11 protein-coding genes and 2 pseudogenes are annotated in these 17,192 nt (G+C 41.9%); 4 read left to right on the forward strand and 9 right to left on the reverse strand.

All coding sequences use genetic code 11. The annotated features are described in order from the left end of the window. Nucleotides 1–1,513 precede the first annotated feature (1,513 nt). Complete coding sequence (locus BSR11_RS02760) at nt 1,514–2,881, reverse strand: tyrosine-type recombinase/integrase (protein ID WP_072668976.1); 1,368 nt, start codon at nt 2,879–2,881, stop codon at nt 1,514–1,516. A gap of 456 nt (nt 2,882–3,337) precedes the next feature. On the opposite strand from BSR11_RS02760, the pseudogene BSR11_RS02765 reads away from it, so the two are divergent. Further along, nucleotides 3,338–3,979 (forward strand): annotated as a pseudogene (locus tag BSR11_RS02765) (integrase arm-type DNA-binding domain-containing protein); the annotation flags it as partial. A gap of 46 nt (nt 3,980–4,025) precedes the next feature. Here BSR11_RS02765 and BSR11_RS02770 read toward each other — a convergent pair. Beyond that, a pseudogene (locus BSR11_RS02770) lies at nt 4,026–4,175 on the reverse strand (ACT domain-containing protein); the annotation flags it as partial. 715 nt (nt 4,176–4,890) lie between these two features. On the opposite strand from BSR11_RS02770, the gene leuE reads away from it, so the two are divergent. Together leuE and BSR11_RS02780 are read left to right on the forward strand one after the other, a co-directional pair. Further along, the gene (leuE, locus tag BSR11_RS02775; RefSeq protein WP_072668977.1) at nt 4,891–5,529 is read left to right on the forward strand and encodes a leucine efflux protein LeuE; all 639 of its coding nucleotides are present in this window, start codon (nt 4,891–4,893) and stop codon (nt 5,527–5,529) included. 90 nt (nt 5,530–5,619) lie between these two features. Beyond that, complete coding sequence (locus tag BSR11_RS02780; RefSeq protein WP_072668978.1) at nt 5,620–7,377, forward strand: bifunctional lysophospholipid acyltransferase family protein/GNAT family N-acetyltransferase; 1,758 nt, start codon at nt 5,620–5,622, stop codon at nt 7,375–7,377. 88 nt (nt 7,378–7,465) lie between these two features. Here the strand turns inward: BSR11_RS02780 and BSR11_RS02785 are convergent, their stop codons facing one another. The 6 genes from BSR11_RS02785 to BSR11_RS02810 all read right to left on the reverse strand — a co-directional run bounded on the left by BSR11_RS02785 (nt 7,466) and on the right by BSR11_RS02810 (nt 14,986). Beyond that, nucleotides 7,466–9,523, reverse strand: a complete 2,058-nt coding sequence (locus BSR11_RS02785) for a BCCT family transporter (RefSeq protein WP_083544817.1) — start codon at nt 9,521–9,523, stop codon at nt 7,466–7,468. Nucleotides 9,524–9,754: 231 nt separating this feature from the next. Beyond that, on the reverse strand, nt 9,755–10,306 hold the full coding sequence (locus tag BSR11_RS02790; RefSeq protein WP_072668979.1) for a molecular chaperone TorD family protein: 552 nt from the start codon (nt 10,304–10,306) through the stop codon (nt 9,755–9,757). Between the two features lie 140 nt (nt 10,307–10,446). Further along, nucleotides 10,447–11,259: a dimethyl sulfoxide reductase anchor subunit family protein gene (locus BSR11_RS02795; RefSeq protein ID WP_072668980.1), complete on the reverse strand. Its 813-nt coding sequence runs from the start codon at nt 11,257–11,259 to the stop codon at nt 10,447–10,449. 3 nt (nt 11,260–11,262) lie between these two features. Continuing rightward, nucleotides 11,263–11,880, reverse strand: coding sequence for a DMSO/selenate family reductase complex B subunit (locus BSR11_RS02800; RefSeq protein WP_040904699.1), 618 nt, complete (start codon nt 11,878–11,880; stop codon nt 11,263–11,265). Between the two features lie 12 nt (nt 11,881–11,892). After that, entirely contained in the window at nt 11,893–14,331 is a 2,439-nt protein-coding gene (locus BSR11_RS02805; protein WP_072668981.1) for a DMSO/selenate family reductase complex A subunit, read from the reverse strand. A 136-nt stretch (nt 14,332–14,467) separates the two neighbouring features. Next, nucleotides 14,468–14,986, reverse strand: a complete 519-nt coding sequence (locus tag BSR11_RS02810; RefSeq protein WP_072668982.1) for a 4Fe-4S binding protein — start codon at nt 14,984–14,986, stop codon at nt 14,468–14,470. A gap of 213 nt (nt 14,987–15,199) precedes the next feature. Here BSR11_RS02810 and BSR11_RS02815 point away from each other — a divergent pair, with 213 nt between their 5' ends. Continuing rightward, on the forward strand, nt 15,200–16,330 hold the full coding sequence (locus BSR11_RS02815) for a glycerophosphodiester phosphodiesterase (protein ID WP_083544819.1): 1,131 nt from the start codon (nt 15,200–15,202) through the stop codon (nt 16,328–16,330). Nucleotides 16,331–16,435: 105 nt separating this feature from the next. On the opposite strand, the gene BSR11_RS02820 is transcribed toward BSR11_RS02815, so the two are convergent. Continuing rightward, complete coding sequence (locus tag BSR11_RS02820; RefSeq protein WP_072668983.1) at nt 16,436–17,182, reverse strand: glycerophosphoryl diester phosphodiesterase; 747 nt, start codon at nt 17,180–17,182, stop codon at nt 16,436–16,438. Between the last annotated feature and the right edge of the window lie 10 nt (nt 17,183–17,192).

Raw genomic sequence — 17,192 nt, forward strand, 5'->3', positions numbered from 1 at the left:
GTATCGTTGTTTTCCATGATCACTGACTGCAAAAAGTGAAAGAAGCTCTATCGTTGTTTTGCTTGATCTCTAAGATGCATTGTTGAATCTTCCCCAACGATGTTTATGATCGGTCAAAGGTTATCTCGAAGTCAGACTGACGTAACCTGTTTAATTTCATAACCTTATAGTGAAAAATATTGGTTTTTATATCGTTGTTTTGCTTGACCTCTAATATGCATTATTGAATCTTACCCAACGATGTTTATGATCGGTCAAAGGTTATCTCGAAGCCAGACTGATTTAATCTTTTTAATTTCATAAACTTAGAGAAAATAGAATTGGTTTTTATATCGTTGTTTTCCATGAACACTGGCCGCAAAAAGTGAAAGAAGCTCTATCGTTGTTTTGCTTGACCTCTAATATGCATTGTTGAATCTTCCCCAACGATGTTTATGATCGGTCAAAGGTTATCTCGAAGTCAGACTGACGTAACCTGTTTAATTTCATAACGTTATAGTGAAAAATATTGGTTTTTATATCGTTGTTTTCCATGATCACTGACTGCAAAAAGTGAAAGAAGCTCTATCGTTGTTTTGCTTGACCTCTAATATGCATTATTGAATCTTACCCAACGATGTTTATGATCGGTCAAAAGTTATCTCGAAGCCAGACTGACGTAACCTGTTTAATTTCATAATCTTAGAGTGAAAAAGGTTGGTTTTTATATCGTTGTTTTCCATGAACACTGGCCGAAAAAAGTGAAATAAGTTCTATCGTTGTTTTGCTTAATCTCTAAGATGCATTATTGAATCTTACCCAACGGTGTTTATGATCGGTCAAAGGTTATCTCGAAGCTAGACTGACTTAACCTGTTTAATTTCATAACCTTATAATGAAAAAGATTGGTTTTTATATCGTTGTTTTCCATGAACACTGCCCGCAAAAAATGAAAGAAGCTCTATCGTTGTTTTTCTTGACCTCTGAGATGAATTTTTGATTCTTACCCAACGATGTTTATGATCGGTCAAAGGTTACATGAGAATAACACCTTGAAATTTTCATTATTATCAGACATTTAAATACAATTCATAGCGCTTTGATATCGTTGTTCTTCTATTGTATCTAACATCTCACATATCTAGTTCTGATCACTCCTGCACTAGCATTTTTATGGTGCAGCTCACTTGTAGACCCAATTAAGATAGCTGCTACACACAAATTTGAAGTACTGCTCAACAGATTCCCTGCTGACCAATCGAAAATTCAAACCTAACAATAAAACATATATAAATCATTATCTTAAAAATAAAGATGGAGAATTTCGATAGTAATACGTCAAAACATCAATGTACTCTTCAAAAGACACACAAAAGTAAAAAACACACTAAATATCATATAATTATGTGCAACTAAAAGTTAGACACTAAAAGTTAGACGTCATAGTAGTGCAGAACGAACCTACATCATCAAGCGGCTTTAATTGAAGCAACTAATAGACAGAAAGCCCCAGAGGGGCTTTCAAAAACAATCTTTATTTAAGATTAGCTCTTAGCGACTGGGGACTTTTAATGTCTGGAAAAGGTAACGTTTCAGCGGAGGGTACAACTGACAACGCTGGTGGAACATACCCAATCAACTCTTTCAATTTACTGCTCCAGGCTTCAAGCCCAACTAACTTATCGTCAAAATAGTCATAGCGATCATAGTGACGTGTACTCACATCTTGTAACGCGTGATTTTGAATACGATCTCGAACTTCCTTGCTGATTCGGCATGCCCCCATCAAAGTTTTACACGTTCGGCGAAGATCTTTAGGCACAAACTTATCGAATCCTACGGCATCGCGATAACGAGTCACTGCACGACAAATTGAGCTAGTTTTCATGGGTTCTTCTGCATCTTTGGGATTTGGAAAAACATATCGTCCACCACCAGAAAGCTCATATTGTTTCTGAAGTATTTCAAAAGCCAATCCGTTCAACGGTACGATATGATCTTTTTTGTTTTTGGAACGTTCTTTAGTGATGCAGACAAACCTTTCTTCCCAATCAACATTCCACCATTCAAGTGTAATCACCTCATATGGTCGTTGCCCCCCTAGATAGATGCACAGTTGAAGTAAGTGCCTCAAATCTTGTCCGATGGGTACAAGATCATAGTTTTCACGAAGATCTTTTAGTAGACGCCGTAACTCTCGCCATTCTAAGAACCTTTCACCAATGCGCTCTCCATCTTTTTGCTTTGGAATTGGTGCTACTGGATTGTATTTTATGCCAAATTTCGACTCTAAAGAGAAATAGCGAGGATCGTTATCAAAGCACATCCCATGGTTAAACGCCGCCATCACATAGCTACGTACTCGGTTGCTTTGGGTGATAGCTCCACGCTGGATCATCATACTAATAACGTATTTAATATCATCTGTCGTTACATCACACGCTTTGGTGTTTTTGTCTATATATGGATAGAACTCTCGTACCAGCGCATTTCGCACGTCTTCATACGTTCTCTTTCCATCTATTTTCATGCGCTCCGTGTAGCTATGAAATAGCTCATCAATGGTTCCTAAGCTTTTACTCTCAGCATCAATTTTTTTCTGCTCGCTCTCTTGTTGTTCAAGGTGCAATTTAGGATCTTTTCCGCCGAGCAACAGTTGTGAGAAAACTTGGGCTTTCTCGCGAGCTTCTGTAAGAGTCATGCTGCCAGCACGTGCACTGAATAAACCGATTGAGATAAATTTTTCTTTCTGGTGCTGGTAGTAGCGAAACACGAACTGCTTTTTCCCACTAGTGAAAATTTTTACTCCCAAACGCCCTGTACCGCGTTGACCTGATTGATCCCAGAGATAATAGGAATTTTTACTACTGGTCGCGGATTGAATTTTAGTAACAGTTAACATTCTGATTTTCTCTTGTCTTTTTTGGCGAAGTTAACTTTCTAGGTCAATAGACATAACCTAAAAGCAGCCAAAAATAATATTGACAGATTTCCTGCCTAAGCAAAGCTAGGTCAGGTAATGGGTCAGACAAGAGAAAAGTGACATGAAAATCAATGCAAACTAACGCAACAAAGACAAACAGATAAACATTTGAATTTAATAGAAATTACCAAGCATTGCATACTCATAAAAATGAACCTGGTAGGACTCATAATCGATTGGTCCGCAGTTCAAGTCTGCGAGGGGCCACCACTTTCTCTTCTACATATGTCTACCAACGTCTATCCACCCCAGTAAAATCAATACTTAGCAAGCAGTCTTTGTCTATAGCAGTCTATGCTCATCTTGTAACATCCGCGTTTTGATGTACCATCGAATGTACCAACGGCTAAATATCGACTATTTTGGTGGTACATCATGGCAAAAAGAGTAGTCCCTTTAACTAACACCCAAGTTAAACAAGCTAAAGAATCCGACAAAGAATACACTCTCTCTGATGGTGATGGCCTTCAATTGCGTGTTAAAACGAATGGCACAAAGTTATGGATTCTGAAATACACTCATCCAATAACCAAAAAAAGAAACAACATAAGCTTTGGTAGTTTTCCTGATGTCTCTCTTGCCGAGGCAAGGAAAAGACGTTCTGAAGCAAAAACTCTTTTAGCTCTCAATATCGATCCAAAACACCATAAAGATGAACAGCTTTTAAAAGAAAGAGCAGAGCTTGAAAATACCTTTGGTAAATTTTCTGATAGATGGTTGGCACTCAAGAGAGAGAGCGTAAAACCAGAAACAGCAGATAAAGCTTATCGTGCTCTTGAGAAATATATCCTACCTAAACTTGGGAATGTCCCCATCCAAGACATCAAACCCAGAACGGTACTCAGTATTCTTGAGCCAGTAAAAGCACAAGGAACTCTAGAAACAGTTAAAAGACTCTGCCGTATAATCAACGAGGTTATGCGTCTTGCTGTAGCGTCAGGTGACATTGAAGTAAACTACTTAGCAGACATCACCAAGCTCTTTCCGGCCCCTAAACGCCAGCATATTGTAGTGGTATGGTGAATTTGGTCACTTAGTGACCAAATTCACCATACCACTACATTAAGCCCTCTTGCTCTCGAAACGTTGCGATTGGATCTAGGTGCCAATACTCAGATAACGGCCCCTTCACGGTACAAAATACGTAATTGCCCTCGATGATCTGTGGTGACATCGACTTTAGTAATACCTCTAACTCGCTAATTGCTGACATTTTCTAACCTTATCTACTACCTACAAACGTGAAGAATATACGGTGAAATAAAATAAGTTTAATTCATGATATTAATGAAACATAAGAAAAGCTAATATCCAGCACTAGATAAACTAAATAAATAGAAGAAAGAGAGAAATAGATTGCTGTTACATGGTTGCTTTAACGTTGGACTACGACAAAAAAAGCTGACTTATCATCATCACACTCATTCACAACAATCAATTCCATCAGGATAAAAAACTGAGAATCGAAGGTTAATTAGCATTTAAAACGAAGAATTCTTCACAAAACAAACGACCACCAAATACAGGATAATTACTAAAATTAAAGTTCAAAATAAAAACAAAAATTAGATTTAAATTTCAATTAAAAAACAAATCACCAGATAAAAACACCATTAATAACAAATCAAATGGTCACATATTCCAAATTTTAAAAATAGAGTTATGATACACGAAAAATGACCTAGAAATAATCTGCATCCAAGGGTGCTTATCCACTGCTTAGGGTCTTTTGAAAGATAAAATCTATTTTTATTAAATAGTTATATACCAAAGCCTCTTAGAGTGAAGAGAAAACGGCAAGTGCATAAAACGCCATGAACATCGATACACGATGTGCTTGGGATGAACGAACGCGCAAACACCGCTACAACTTCAAGTCGTTTGGGTATACCAGTGTACTTTGATTGATATTATTAGGTAAGAATCATATGTTGGAAAGCATTGGCATCGTTAACCTTTGGGCCTATTTAGTCGGCGTTTTTTTAATTGTTATTGTTCCAGGGCCAAACTCTATCTTCGTGCTAACGGCCAGCGCAAAGCATGGTGTGCGTGGCGGATATAAAGCCGCAATGGGCGTCTTTACTGGTGATGCACTGCTGATTTTTTTAGCCTTTTTGGGCGTGGCTACCGTGGTCAAAAACTCACCGGCCCTGTTTCATGCCATTCAATATTTGGGTGCGGCCTACCTACTTTATCTCGGTATAAAAACCATCACTCAGAGCTTAAGAGTTAAAGAGTCTCAGCCTGAGGTAAAATCAGTTCAAGGCAGTAGAGGGATCTATTTTAAAGCGTTAGGACTGAGTATCCTCAATCCTAAGATGATTATTTTTTATGTCTCATTTTTTATTCAATTCATTGATTTTAATGCGCAAAGTACCGGCTTATCGTTTTTAGTTTTGGGCGCAATTTTACAGTTGTGTAGCATGCTTTATCTCTCGCTACTGATTTTTGCTGGTTTTGGCATCACGAATAAAGTTAAACAACATAAAAAACTAGCGACGCTATCCAATACTTTTATTGGCTCACTGTTTGTGATGTTTGCTTTAAGATTGGCTTTAACCGCTTAGTCTTTCGCCATAAAAACTTCATCACAATGCCGCCACGTTGACACAAATCCTACTTAGCATAACGTCAAGATCACTGTTTGTGAGGACGTTATGCTATCTACCAGCCCTTTTAAATTACCCCGAAAAACCCCTTTTGGACTGGCTGAAAACCTTGCAGAATGGGCAACGGGATTAAGCAAACTCGATAAATTTTACCATCAACGCCCAGCACAATGCTCCAGTGCGGAATTTTTACGCTTTACCTTAGAGATATTAGGGATTGATTATCGCGTCACTAAAGGCTGTGCATCACAAGTACCAAACCTAGGAGCGACGATTGTCGTGGCGAATCATCCTCTCGGATGTGTTGAAGGTATTATCCTTGCTGAACTACTGCTATCGGTTCGTGATGATGTAAAAATTCTCGCTAATCACTATTTAAAAACCGTACCAGAACTCGATGAACTGTTTATTGGGGTTGATGTATTTACTGGCGAGAATGCAAGCCACGCGAATCTCTCGGCATTACGTCAGGCGCATAAGCACCTTGCCAATGGCGGCGTTTTATTGATGTTTCCTGCAGGCGAAGTCTCACAGTGGGTGGGCAATAAACTGCAGCGAGTTGAGGATAAAGAGTGGAGCCAATCCGTCAGCCGGTTGGTAAAAAAACATCAAGCCACCGTTTTACCGGTCTATATTGATGGTCAAAATTCAAAACGATTTTATATGGCTGGGAAAATACATCCATTACTTCGCACACTATTGCTGGGCAGAGAACTACTCAACAAGCAGCAAAGTTGTATCGAAATAGCGATAGGAGAAACCATTGCTTGCTCAGAAATCGCCGCCTTAGATGACCAACAATTGGTCAATTATTTACGTTTAAATACCTATTTACTACAAAGCCAGCGCTGGATAACTCGCGATAAAACACAGCAAGATCGAAGTCTACCGCCTGTCGTTGAAAGGCTAAGCGACGATATTTTACAACAAGATATTGCTGCCCTACCTCAAGAATGTCATTTATTGGATCATCAAAACTTTGCCGTCTATTGTGCCAATGCTGAGCAAATTCCGGCAGTTTTGCATGAAATTGGTCGAGTCAGAGAGTTGAATTTTCGCCAAGTTGGCGAAGGAACAGGGCTAGCTTTAGATATTGATCACTTTGATCGTAATTATCAGCATCTTTTTATCTGGGATCGAGAAAAAAATGTGTTGGTTGGTGCTTATCGTCTCGGATTGGTTGATAAATTGGTTGAGCGACATGGTATCCATGGTTTGTACACCAGTACTTTATTTCACTACGATCAGCGCTTTATCGATAGTATGGGGAAATCGATTGAGATGGGGCGTTCAGTGATCGATAGTGCTTATCAAAAAAGCGTCGCGCCATTACTGCTGCTCTGGAAAGGCATTGCAACCTATATTGATCGCCACCCTGAATACACACACCTTTTTGGCCCAGTCAGCATTAGTAGCGATTACAGTGAACTTGCGCGTCAACTATTAGCCGACACCATGACGCTGCACTACTACGATCAACAACAGGCCAATTTAGTCAGTGCCAGCCACCCGCTATCAAGTACCCATCAACTATGGAATGCTAGCCTACTATCGGCTTTAGCTGACCTGCAACTTTTATCACGAGTGATAGCACGCATTGATGATGGGAAAGGGATTCCCGTGTTGCTGCGCCAATATTTAGGCTTAAATGGTCGCTTAGTTTGCTTTAACGTTGATCCTGATTTTAATGACTCATTAGACGGATTGATTGTCGTCGATTTGCGCCAAGTTCCGGTACGAACGCTCGCTCGTTATATGGGGGTTGACGCTGCTCATCGCTATTTAACGCGATATAAAATGGATTAAAAAAACAGGCACGCTTATAAAGTGGCGTGCCTGATTATTATATTTTTAATCTATAGTAGCTCTTTGCTAGCATGACCAACCGACACTCTCATGAGCTGGGTGATGTCACTGTGCTAGGATCTTCGCTTTGTAAATCATCATCATGCTCTTCCATTCGCCAAGGCAAACTCCCCGGTGAAATATGTAGAAAGTGCAGATATTTCTCAAATTGATCCAAAATATCATTGATGATGTCGCGCTCTTCATAACCGTAGACATCATAAGCTTGACCGCCTCGGCGCAGAAAGACTTCCGCTCGATAATAGTAATCATCATCGATTTGTTTTTCTTGCTCGGAAGCAAACTCGGGCATCTCATAAGCACGCAGACGAATCTCATAAATAAACTCTACTTCACCCGCTTTCTCAACATCAATGATGCAGCGAGTATTGAGATCATCAAAGGTCACTTTTGCTTGCCAACCTTTATTTTCAAGCTCCTGCTTAACCGTATTCATTGCGGTAAGGCCAGTCTGCTCAATAAATTTCTCCACACTGGTTTTAGATGGGAAATCAATAAGATGCGACAATCGCTTTTTCCAATTGGTTTTACCTTGTAGATGCACAGGTAACTTCATATCGTGCTGTAAACTGGTCTCATGATGCCCTTCAATCACTAACGCTCGCCACATGCCAATGCCACCGATTAACATGATAATTGCAAATGGTAAGGCACTCACGATTGATGCCGTTTGCAAAGCGCTGAGCCCTCCTGCCAGTAGTAATACCGAGGCAACCAGTCCTTGCGTCACTACCCAAAATGTACGCTGCCAGACTGGTGTATGCATTGCGCCGCCCGATGCAAGTGAATCAATCACCAATGAACCGGAATCTGAAGAGGTGACAAAGAAAGTGATGATCAGTAATACCGTAATAAAAGACACTACGGAAGAAAGAGGCAACAGCTCAAATAACTGAAAAAGCGCGACAGCATGATCGGCCTGAACATAGGTAATCAGCGAGCTATAGCCTTCAACCATAATTAAATGCAGTGCGGTATCGCCAAAAATAGAGAACCAAAGAAAGGTAAAGATAGACGGAACCAACATGACTCCAACCACAAATTGTCGAATCGTTCGACCGCGACTTATTTTGGCAATAAATAAGCCGACAAATGGAGCCCAAGCTATCGTCCAGCCAAAAATAAATAGGGTCCAGTTACCAATCCAGTCACTCGATTCATAAGCTTGCAAACTAAATGTTCGTTCAACAATATTACTTAAATAACTTCCCGTATTTTCTAAAAAGGTCTCTAAGATAAAGATGGTCGGTCCAACGACAAATACAAATAGCATCAAACTGATTGCTAACAGCATATTAATAATCGATAAACGCTTAACACCTTTATCCATACCTGCGAGCACTGAAAATAAAGCTAAGCAAGTAATCACCGCAATCGCACCAATTTGGAAAGGTACTCCCACTTCGACACTTGGCCATAAATAATTGACTCCAGCATTAATTTGGGCAACCGATAAACCTAATGTCGTAGCAATACCAAATAAGGTACCAAGAATAGCGAAGATATCGACAATATGACCAATCGGACCATGAATACGTTCACCAATCAAAGGATATAAGGTTGATCGCATTGATAAAGGCAAACCATGTCGGAAAGCAAAATAGGCTAAACACAAGCCGACCAAACCATAAATAGCCCAAATATGAAATCCCCAATGGAAATAGGCAATTTGCATGGCTTGTTTAGCCGCTTCAATGGTTTCACCGCTGCCTGTCGGTGGTGAGGCATAATGCAATACTGGCTCGGCGACACCAAAGAAAAGTAAAGCAATACCGTATCCTGCGGAGAAGAGCATCGCGAACCAAGCTGGAAAGCTATATTCAGGCTCCGCATGATCGGGACCAAGTTTTATATTTCCCCAGCGCGTAAAAGCTAACGAGACAATAAAAATTAAAAATAGGGCCACCGCTAACATATAGAACCAACCAAAGGTTTCGGTTATATAGGCTAGCGTCGTCGAAAAAACGTTACCCGCGAGACTAGGATTTGATATGGTTCCTACTACCATTAGTGCTATGACAATTACCGCCGGAATAAAAACCGGAATAAGTACTGTCGAGTTAGATTTCTCTAACTTATCTATCATAAAGCCTCCTGCTTTATTAGTTCTTATTGAAAAAAAACCTCCTCATCATATAACATTTTGCCTTTCACTGCGAATGACACTGCCAATTCAATAAAAAACATCATGATAAAAACAAGTATTAACAATAATAAAAACCATTCTAAAACATAAAGTTAAACCAAATTAACACATCAAATTAAAATAATTAAACTTATGCAATTAATGACCATTTATTCAGAAAAACGTGTACGATTATTCAGTATTATCATTCAACAATTCAGCTAAAAAACATTCGGCTAATAGGGCTAAAGAATAATAAAAATCATCTTCATCACAGGTGGATTTTAAGCGTTGTAAATAGAGTGTCGCCCAAGGAAAAAGATGATCCGTTAATAACTCAATAACCGCAGATTCCTGACCTTGTTCGAGGAAATGAGCAAGGGCTAATAACATTAATCCAAATTGATCTTCTGGTTCCTGACGGGCGAGTTGCACCGCTAAACCATGACGCTGAAGAAATTGACGATAAGCCAAGGTACTTTCGCCCATCACGATATGCTCAGGATCTAAGTATACCGATCCCCAAGGCGGAGCGGGCATATCCCCTAGCCCTTCAAATAGTACACTAAAGCGCTCAGGTTGTGGTTCCGGTAGACGATGACACAGGGTTTCGATCGCCTTAGGATCGCTCCAAGAGAAATAATGGGCTAATTGAGGCAGATCGTGTAACGCATACTGCGCAGGCTCACTCTGCGGTGGATAGTAAAATAAACTACCAAGGATTCGAGGAACAATGGCTAACATTGGCTTTCCTTTCTGTTGTAAAAAGTGCTCAGCCCGTGAGCCAACTCCCAGCGTATTAGCTTAAGGTCGCTGCTCTCACAGGCTGAACGGTACATGCTGTTTAGGAGAAGAATACGCTCAAAGTATCCTCCCAACTGCCACTACATGGTTATCCACCATAAGTTATAGAAGGTAATACGTGAAGCCAGCTCACCAAGGATCATCAGTGCCGCACCGCTAAAAAGCAAAGGTTTAACGGCTTGTTTTTTCAGTAAGACCCACAAAGCAAGCACCAGCGCGATAGTCATCGCGAACAAATAGGTGTACCAAAACATCGTTTGTGCATTGACTAAATGCGGTACTTGCTCAGTTAAAAACGCCATATAACCGGTACGAGTCGCAAACGAAATCGCCGCCCCAACGATGACCGCTAACGCACCGAGTCGTTTAGCACCGAGTGCTAAAGCACACATCCCACCAGAGATAGCAACGGTTAGCCACAAATGTAGCGACGTATAATGGCTATTCCAAGCCGGGACGGTGGCCAATTGATAAACCTGCGTAATCGACCAAGCAAACGCAAGGCCTAATAATACCGCAATTCCATTTAACCATTGGTGCAATGTATCGGTAACGGTAACGTTAAACTTGGTTTTCAGTATATCGCGTAGGCGAGGTGCACTGAGTGCTACTGTTAAAAAAGCACAACCGAAATAGAGACCACTTAAAACAATTTCATTACTCATCGGTGAACGGAATAAACCAAACAGCAAGTTAAACGCACGCTGAGGTTGTCCCATATGTAAGCCACCAATTGCCATGCCTACAGCAAACAAAATTACGGCAACCAGATTGATTTTATGACGCTGAGCATTGGTAATTTGTCCAACAAGACCAGCAAGAAAAGCCAATAACATCATACCAACCGCGGTTTGGCCTAACACCGTAAAAAAGACTAAAGGTAATTCATGCATCGTTTACACCTCTGAAGGGTTTTGAACAGCACCGGTTTTATCACCAGTCATACGGGCATCCGCGTGCGCTTTGATGACTAAACTGGGTTTGGTCAGTTGCGGATCCGGTAAGGGCGCGACCGCATTGGTATCGCCATATTTGGCGCGTAATGTCGCTATCTCATCAAAATCAAGCGCGCGCTGTGGGCAAGACTCGACACACACGGGTTTTAAACCTTGAGCCACTCGCTCATAGCAACCATCGCACTTCGACATCACTTTCTTTTGTTCATCAAACTGCGGCGCGCCATAAGGACAACGCATTTCACAATAGCGACAGCCAATACATTTATCTTGATCAACCACCACCAAACCATCTTGCTTCCGCTTATGCATTGCTCCTGTCGGGCAACCTTTCACACACGTTGGTTCAGCACAGTGATTACAGGAGATGGATAAATAGTAGTTGAAGGTATTTTGCTGCCAAGCATTGCCTACTTTCTGCCACTCACCACCACCATACTCATATACTCGGCGATATTTTGGGCCTACCTCTTGCGCCTTCTCATCTTTACAACTGATTTGGCACGTTTTGCAGCCAGTACATTTGGATGAGTCGACAAAAAAGCCATATTGTTTCATTTAAAAATCTCCTCAGATGCGCTTAACGTCGACTAAATTGGTGTGTTGTGGGTTACCTTTAGCTAACGCCGTTGGCCGTAGCGAGGTGAGGCGGTTAATACAGCCACCGACATCAACACCTTGTTTATTAGTCTGCGCCCATGCACCCTCTGGCATAGCCGTTACACCGGGCATAATGCGTGGTGATACCTTCGCTTTAATTCGCACTCTTCCTCTGTCATTAAAGACTTCGACAAAGTCATCATTGTGAATACCTCTCGCTTGTGCATCGATGGGGTTGATCCACAAAACATCCGGCGCGACCTCTTTCAATTGAGCAACGGACGAATACGTTGAGTGGCAATGGCCTTTGGTATGAAACCCTGTCAATTGCAACGGATATTTATTCAGCATCGGTTTATCTTCGATACCTTCGACGGCTGGCCAGTATTCTGGGATCGCCGAAATTTTATCTCCGGGCAGTAATTGCCATTGAGTCGCCAATTCTGCTAACTGCTCTGAATAAATCTCAATTTTTCCTGATGGCGTTTTCAGCGGATGTTGCTGTGGATCATCACGAAAATCTTTCAGCGCAATATGTTTACTGCTATCGGCAATCCGACGATCAATGACGCCCATACCATCGGTTTGTTCAAATGGAGGCAAATGCGGTTCTTGTTTGCGCACTTGGTTATAAGCGTGTTCAATCCACTCTTGATAGGTGCGACCTTCGGTAAACGCTTCTTTCAACCCCATCTTATCGGCGATTTCTGCCAAGACATCGTAAGTCGGCCGATTTTCCCACATCGGCTCAATCGCTTTTTGTAAGCGAACCAAATAATGATAAGAGCCTGATTGATAAGAGTTATTAATTAACTCATCGGATTCTAAGGTTGAAACATCGGGCAGTAATAAGTCGGCATATTTAGCGCTGGCTGTCATGTGGTTATCCCATACCAGAATAAATTCACACAAAGACTCATCACGCAGCACTTTATCGACTTGGTTAAGATCCGAATGCTGATTAGCGGTGATATTAGACGCGTAATTCCATAGAAACTTCACATTGGTCGTTAAACGATCTCGACCTTTGATGTAATCTTTGTTTGCTGTCATCTCGGTGCCGCGAGTAATCGCATCGACCCAGCTAAAACATGGAATCGACACTTTGACTGGGTTTGGTATCGCCAGCCCCGCTAGTGGATAATTGACACTGCCTCCCCAAGTACCAATGTTGGTTCCAGGACGACCAAAATGCCCAGTCATAATGGGCAGCATCATGATCGCACGCGCAGCATGCTCACCATTTTGTGTGCGTTGCACTCCCCAACCTTGAGAAATCCACGCCGCTTTAGCGCTAGCAATTTCACGAGCCAACTGACGAATACGTTGCGCGGGAATTTCGGTCAATGCTTCCGCCCATTCTGGCGTTTTTTCAATCTTGTCTTCCCCAAGACCGAGAATATACGCTTTGTATGATGAGTTCGCTGGCGCACTGGCAGGTAAGGTTTCTTCACTCCAACCGACCGTATATTGATTAAGCATGGCCTCATCAAGCAGATTTTCTTTAATTAAGGTATGGCCAATTGCCGCAACTAACGCTGCATCGGTTCCAGGACGAATCGGTAACCATTCGGCATTAAATGCCGTCACGCTGTCGGTGCGGCGAGGATCAATCAAAATAACCTTCGCGCCGCTTTGTTCGAGAGCATGATAAATTTCCGCAATTTGTCCACCACCGGACATGCGTGTCTCTGCCAAGTTTTGGCCAAACATCACCACTAAGTCGGAATTTTTGATCTCAGCAAAAAGCGTTTGTTGCTCAGTCCCGTAGATATTTCCCGCTTGCCCAAAGACAAACGGCTGAATCCGGTTAAGTTGAGCTTCTGAATAGGTATTGTGCATGTCTAAGAAGCCACCAGCTAAATTAAGCAGGCGCTTACACGTATTACGGCCTTGTAAATTCGCCCCTGTCGTTCCACTACCATATTGATAGTAAATGGCTTCATTACCATAAGTATTGATCACTCGTTGCAATTGCTCAGCCACAATGGTCGTGGCCTCATCCCAACTGATGCGCTTAAATTTACCTTCACCACGCTCACCGACCCGCTTCATTGGGTACTTTAGACGGTCAGGGTTATAGGTACGAAAACGAGCTGAGCGCCCCCGTAAACAAGGGCGGATTTGATGCTGACCAAAAATGGCTTCATTGACCCCATCTTCTGGAGAGATCTTAACTGCCACACCGTCGCGCACATGAACTTTAAATGGACAACGACTGCCACAATTCACTAAACAAGCACTATAACGGATCTGTTCTGGAGTGAGTGGGGATGATGGCGCTGGTGTGGCCAGAGCATTGAATGGCAAGCTGATTGAGCTGGCGGCAATCGCTGCGCCAGAAGCAACCGCAGAGCTTTGGATAAACTCACGGCGCGTAAATAGTTTTTTGATTATTGATGTGGACATAGACCCTCCAATGTATCGGTCTATTATCCAAACCTTGTATGCTTCACCCTATGATCACTATCAATGAAAATGTAATTAGGCGTTACATTTTTAAACATTTAGCATTAAATATTAACAATAATAATTATCATTAGTTTTATGTGGATTTGCGAAATTGCCAATCAATCGCATTAGCAGGACAAATCGGACGGCATTCACCACACCCATTACATAAGTCCTCATTCACTACGGGTTGTTGATTAGGCTCGCAATGAATCGCTTGAGTGGGGCACTGCTCACTACACAATTCACAATAACCCAATAAACGATTATGACATTGATAAGCAAAGGTCGGTAAGAGCTCGGTTTTCATGGCAGGCAGCAGCGCGCCCGTCGGACAGACTTGCGCGCACTGAGAACATAATTGGCAATGATTGTAATCTAGACACAACTCAGGCCACTGGCCGGTTAACTGGATAACGGAGCTTGGGCACGCTTCAACACACAAACCGCAACCATCACACAACGGCCTAAACTGTGCTTCTGCTAATGCCCCCGGCGGACGAGGTACAGTGCGTTTCAGTTGGTCATCCACCTCATGATAAGCAGCCTTACCTCTGGCAACTAAACCACGAAAAAGATCACGGCGACTAAAATTACGGGGACTCTGACTCATCATCACCAAACTAGGATAAACAACACACTTCAATCATAGCGCGAAAAGACGTAAAGCTAAAAGTCCTGTTCATAGTCAAAAAGCAGATGACTTAGCTTGCGCTTACTGACTTGCGACATTTTTGAATATTTGCTCTATTTATGTTAAAAAACAAACCAAAATATACACCAAACCTATATTATTTAGCCTCATTCAACTAAAAGGAGTATTACGTTGAATCTTTCTTCACAGCACCATACCGCTCGTAGCACATTAATGAGCCTGACAGCACCATTTCTCTACAGCGCATTAGGCGTTATTGGCGTACTCTCATTATCAGGCTGCTCAAGCACATCGTCGACACTGTCAGCACAGCTTTCTATTCCAGATAACGCGATTATTGCTCATCGCGGCGATTCTTATAACGCACCAGAAGCGACCTTACCGGCTTATCAATTAGCCTGTGAATTTGGGGCAGACTATCTTGAAGTCGATCTACAGCGCAGTAAAGACGGCGTTTTAATTGCCGTACATGATAATAATTTACGCAATAAAACCAATATTGCGGAAATCTACCCAGAACGAGCCGATAGTCCAGTAAGCAGTTTTACTTGGGCTGAATTAGAGAAATTAGATGCGGGATCTTGGTTCAATAACGCCTATCCAGAACGCGCAAGAGAAAGTTATCGTGGCTTGCAATTAATGACCTTAGATCAAGTCAGAGAGGTTGCTGAGAATTGCTCACACCAACCAGGCCTTTATATCGAAACCAAATTACCTGAACTGTTTCCTGGTATCGAAGCGGATCTCAGAGCGAACTTGCAACAACACGGCTGGTTAGATAAGGAAATGAAAGGTAAGGTTATTTTACAAACCTTTGAAAAAGAGAGCTTAGTTCAACTGCAAGCGGAAATGCCTAATATCCCTAAAGTCCTTCTGCTATGGACTGGCGACGGTTATATCGATATGAAGCCCACAGAGCCGAAACAAGATGATGAAAGCTGGGCGGCTTACTACGCACGAGTGCAAGTCGCATCAAAATCGGCTTATGAAGAATGGATAGATTTTGCTAAAGACAATGGCGCGATTGGCGTTGGCCCATCAGGGACTCAAGCCAACTTTGCTGACTCATGGTCAAGTAATTTTAGTTATATGGATCTCGCTAAACCTTGGATGATAGAGATGAATCAGCAAAAAGGGTTAGTGACTCATATTTACACCTTAGATGATGCTGAAGATCTTATCCGCTATCGCGATCGAGGAGTGACCGGCTTTTTCACTAACCGTCCTAATCTCGCCGTCGAAGCATTAACTGGACGTCCAGCGAAAAACGTTACCGCAACGCTAGTAAAACTTGGTTATTAATCTCAATAAACGTTGATGGTTTCTATAAAAAAATCCCGCATCAATACGGGATTTTTTATTTATCTGGCAATAAGTTGCTTCACTCAAGCTACCGATTTAACGCAGCTAATTGGTAGCAGAGTGGAATGAACGAGGGAATGTCTGAGCAATATCGGTAAAGACACCATCTACGCCCCAGTTAAATAATTGGTTGGCTCTTAGTAGGTTATTGACGGTATAAACGTTCACTTTGTAGCCTTTGGCTTTAAAAGCGGCAACCTGTTCACGAGACAATCCTTCATTTTCTGGGTGAATATATTCAGCTTGGCATGCTTGTAAAATTGATTCCCAATCTTCCGACAGTGTCTCTTTAGTAAATAAACAAGCGGTCGGATAGTGTGGCGCACGCCGTTTAAATTCATAGAGAGCAATATGATTAAAACTTGAAATAATCACTTTTCTGTCGCTATCAAGCTGCTTTAGTCCCTCAATCACGCCATCAATTAACTTGAGCGTTTTCTCCCACCCTGCCGTACAGGATTTTATCTCAATATTAGCGTCGAGTTTTAGCTCATTAAGCAGTTCAATAAATTGGCGAAAAGTCGGAATCGGCTCACCAACAAACGTATCAGAGAACCAGCCACCAGCATCAATATTCGCTAAATCCTGTTGACTCAATCCATACAAGCTACCACTGCGATTGGTACAACGATCTAATGTGTCATCGTGAGAGATCACTATCGTATCATCACCAAGGATATCAACATCACATTCTAGCCACTGCACCTTATGTGTATGGCAAAGACGAAAAGCAGCTAAGGTATTTTCAGGGGCTAACGATGACATGCCACGATGGGCAAAAAGTGTGTTCATTTTCAATCAA

It is taken from the genome of Vibrio injensis (assembly GCF_001895205.1).
Lineage (GTDB): Bacteria > Pseudomonadota > Gammaproteobacteria > Enterobacterales > Vibrionaceae > Vibrio > Vibrio injensis.

Bases quoted from the DNA above. Each gene is read 5' to 3' on its own strand.
- BSR11_RS02760 (WP_072668976.1), bottom strand. From the start codon at position 2,881: ATGTTAACTGTTACTAAAATTCAATCCGCGACCAGTAGTAAAAATTCC.
- leuE (WP_072668977.1), top strand. From the start codon at position 4,891: ATGTTGGAAAGCATTGGCATCGTTAACCTTTGGGCCTATTTAGTCGGC.
- BSR11_RS02780 (WP_072668978.1), top strand. From the start codon at position 5,620: ATGCTATCTACCAGCCCTTTTAAATTACCCCGAAAAACCCCTTTTGGA.
- BSR11_RS02785 (WP_083544817.1), bottom strand. From the start codon at position 9,523: ATGATAGATAAGTTAGAGAAATCTAACTCGACAGTACTTATTCCGGTT.
- BSR11_RS02790 (WP_072668979.1), bottom strand. From the start codon at position 10,306: ATGTTAGCCATTGTTCCTCGAATCCTTGGTAGTTTATTTTACTATCCA.
- BSR11_RS02795 (WP_072668980.1), bottom strand. From the start codon at position 11,259: ATGCATGAATTACCTTTAGTCTTTTTTACGGTGTTAGGCCAAACCGCG.
- BSR11_RS02800 (WP_040904699.1), bottom strand. From the start codon at position 11,880: ATGAAACAATATGGCTTTTTTGTCGACTCATCCAAATGTACTGGCTGC.
- BSR11_RS02805 (WP_072668981.1), bottom strand. From the start codon at position 14,331: ATGTCCACATCAATAATCAAAAAACTATTTACGCGCCGTGAGTTTATC.
- BSR11_RS02810 (WP_072668982.1), bottom strand. From the start codon at position 14,986: ATGAGTCAGAGTCCCCGTAATTTTAGTCGCCGTGATCTTTTTCGTGGT.
- BSR11_RS02820 (WP_072668983.1), bottom strand. From the start codon at position 17,182: ATGAACACACTTTTTGCCCATCGTGGCATGTCATCGTTAGCCCCTGAA.